Source organism: Palleronia caenipelagi (assembly GCF_007004065.1).
GTDB classification, from domain to species: Bacteria; Pseudomonadota; Alphaproteobacteria; order Rhodobacterales; family Rhodobacteraceae; genus Palleronia; species Palleronia caenipelagi.
This window is the reverse complement of the sequence record NZ_VFSV01000117.1, coordinates 1-2336: the sequence shown is the minus strand read 5'-3', so window position 1 is coordinate 2336 and position 2336 is coordinate 1. Positions and strand designations below refer to the sequence as shown.

2 protein-coding genes are annotated in these 2336 nt (G+C 61.5%); one reads left to right on the top strand and one right to left on the bottom strand.

Annotation, left to right across the window (positions count from 1 at the left end; translation table 11 throughout):
• Positions 1 to 1587 (top strand): FkbM family methyltransferase (locus tag FEV53_RS20050; RefSeq protein ID WP_221931696.1); only part of this gene is annotated, 1587 nt, incomplete at its 5' end.
• 360 nt (positions 1588 to 1947) lie between these two features.
• On the opposite strand, the gene FEV53_RS21995 is transcribed toward FEV53_RS20050, so the two are convergent.
• Complete coding sequence (locus FEV53_RS21995) at positions 1948 to 2160, bottom strand: integrase core domain-containing protein (protein WP_281283566.1); 213 nt, start codon at positions 2158 to 2160, stop codon at positions 1948 to 1950.
• Between the last annotated feature and the right edge of the window lie 176 nt (positions 2161 to 2336).

Here is a 2336-nt window from a genome sequence, read left to right as displayed (position 1 = left end):
CTAGAGCATCCGGTGCGCCGCCTTGCCGAGGGTCTCAGCGAAGAGGACCGCTGCGTCCTCTATGCAAATCTTTCACGCTCCCATCCAGACTATCGGCCCTGCGACTTCAGCCTCGGACACACCCGGGTCACGGTCACGCAGGACAGTGAGACGCTGGTCTTTCCGAGGCCTCTGCCGTTGGTTAAGCACCTGCTCTGCGCAAGCGGCTACCTGCGCTGGCTTCACCGCAAGTATACCCTTCCGGGCTTCGTCGAGATCACACCCGGCGACCGGGTGCTCGATTGCGGCGCTTATGTGGGAGGATTCGCTGCGGCGGCCCTGCAGGCAGGCGCAGGCTGCGTCGATTGCATCGAGCCGGCACCAGACACATCCCAAGCGCTGGTCCAAAACCTGGCCTCATGGCCCAACGCGCGCTGCCACCAGATGGGGCTCTACAGTGCGGATGGGGAGAAAGAACTTAACCTCTCGGCCTCGGCTGTTGAGCATTCCTTCCTAACGCCCGATGTGGGCGCTACGGGCAATTCCGTTCAGGTGCGGATCGCGCGCCTCGATACGTTGGCGCGGGAGCTCAGAACTGCGTTCGACTTTGTCAAGATCGAGGCCGAAGGTGTCGAAGCGGAGATTGTTACAGGTCTTGGAGCCCTTCGTCCCTCGAAGATTGCCATCGATGTGAGCCCCGAAAGAGATGGCAAGAGTCCATTCGCAGTGATCTCGCGGCATCTCGCCGGGTTGGGCTACGAGACCCGACTACGCGGAGCGGTTCTCTTCGCGCGGCGTCAGGACACCGCCCGCCACCCGTCTCCTCCGCGGTCTCGGAGGATCTTCGCGATGTGGGAAGGCGAGCCTTCCCCCCTCGTCGAGATCTGCCTCGCGCGCTGGCGCGCCCTGAACCCGGACTACACGTTGCTAAGTATCGGGAAGAAGAGTCGACGCCGTATTGTCGCGGCTCTGGGACGCGATCCTGACCGCCTTTCGATTCAGGCCCAGTCGGACATCGTGCGGCATTGGTACCTAACCCGCGAAGGCGGCGTCTGGATCGATGCGACGCTGTTTCCTCTCGCACCACTCGACAGCTTTCTCGACGCGATGAGTGATGCTTCGGGGTTTGCCGCCTTCGGGCGCTCGCAGAAGCCCGCCCGTCCGATCGCGACGTGGCTGATTGCCGGTAGTCCGGCTTCGCGTCTCACGACCGGCTGGTGGCGTGAGATCCGCAACTACTGGCGTATCGAGCGCACGCCTATTTTAGGTACGCGCTGGCACACGCTTTATACGCGAAACCATCGCTGGATCGTTGAGCCGACGGGCGGTGCCGCCCTGCCGGTGTTTCCTTATCTTTGGTCCCACCACCTCTTTGATCGGCTTCTCGGATCCCGGCCCGAATTGCGCGCCGAATGGCAGCAGGTCGCACGCCCGGACGGCGAAAGTGCGCTGGCATGGATGTCCATCCTGAAGGATACAGAGGCGTCTCCGGCAGAAAAGCAAGCACGGCTTTCCAAAACCCTAACGCAGGCGCCGGTGCAGAAGCTCGATCACCGGACAGAGGTCGACCCTTCTACGCTGAGCTGGCTCGGAAGTCTGCCCCTCTAGGGCTTGCCCTGGCCGGCGCGCCACCTGAGCCAGCAACTCAGGCAGCGCGCCGGGATCACCGACATGCTCGGTGGTCAGGTTTGAGGTGACGATGTGACCGCTCTCCACCAAGCTGACGACGACAGCGCGCTATGCCAGCGTCGCCCCTGGTATGATCGCAGCGATGGACAGCCCGCTGGATGATCTGGGTAAAGTCAAACGCAGGAAGGGTGCATCGTAGCCCGCCTTGCGCCAGGCAAGTCTGCAGGTTGCAGATATTTTCCGCGCGCACGGCACTGCCAGGCGTCACGCAAACAAGGGCCACGTCAGCCTTGACCAACTGAAGGTGATTAGCCCCACTTGAGTGGTCCAATTTGATTGTTAGTGCATGACGGGCCTCCGGTCCATCGGTACGACGGTTTCCGGAGCCGGTGGGCGGTAGCCTAATGCGCTGTGTGGTCGTTTCCTGTCGTAGTGTTTCCTCCATTGTTCGATCAGGATCTGCGCCTCGCGCAGGTCTGGGATCCACGTCACGATCTGGAAGAGGTTTTCGTATGCCATGCATGGGTTCCGGGGTTCGTGCTCCCGGATCATCGTCACGGTCAGGCCAGCGGCGGTATCTTTGATCTCGAACATGGCGGGTTTCCTGCTATTCTGTTCATGATTTGCTTCACACCGGATGCGGGTGTTCTGTCGATCCCCGGACCCTGAAAAGATGAAAAAAGATCCGTTGGTCCCACAGGCCCACATGGGCGGATGATCCCTCCTCT

What these genes read in the sequence shown, in the direction of transcription:
- FEV53_RS21995 (WP_281283566.1), bottom strand. Translation starts at nt 2,160, where the DNA reads ATGATCCGGGAGCACGAACCCCGGAACCCATGCATGGCATACGAAAAC.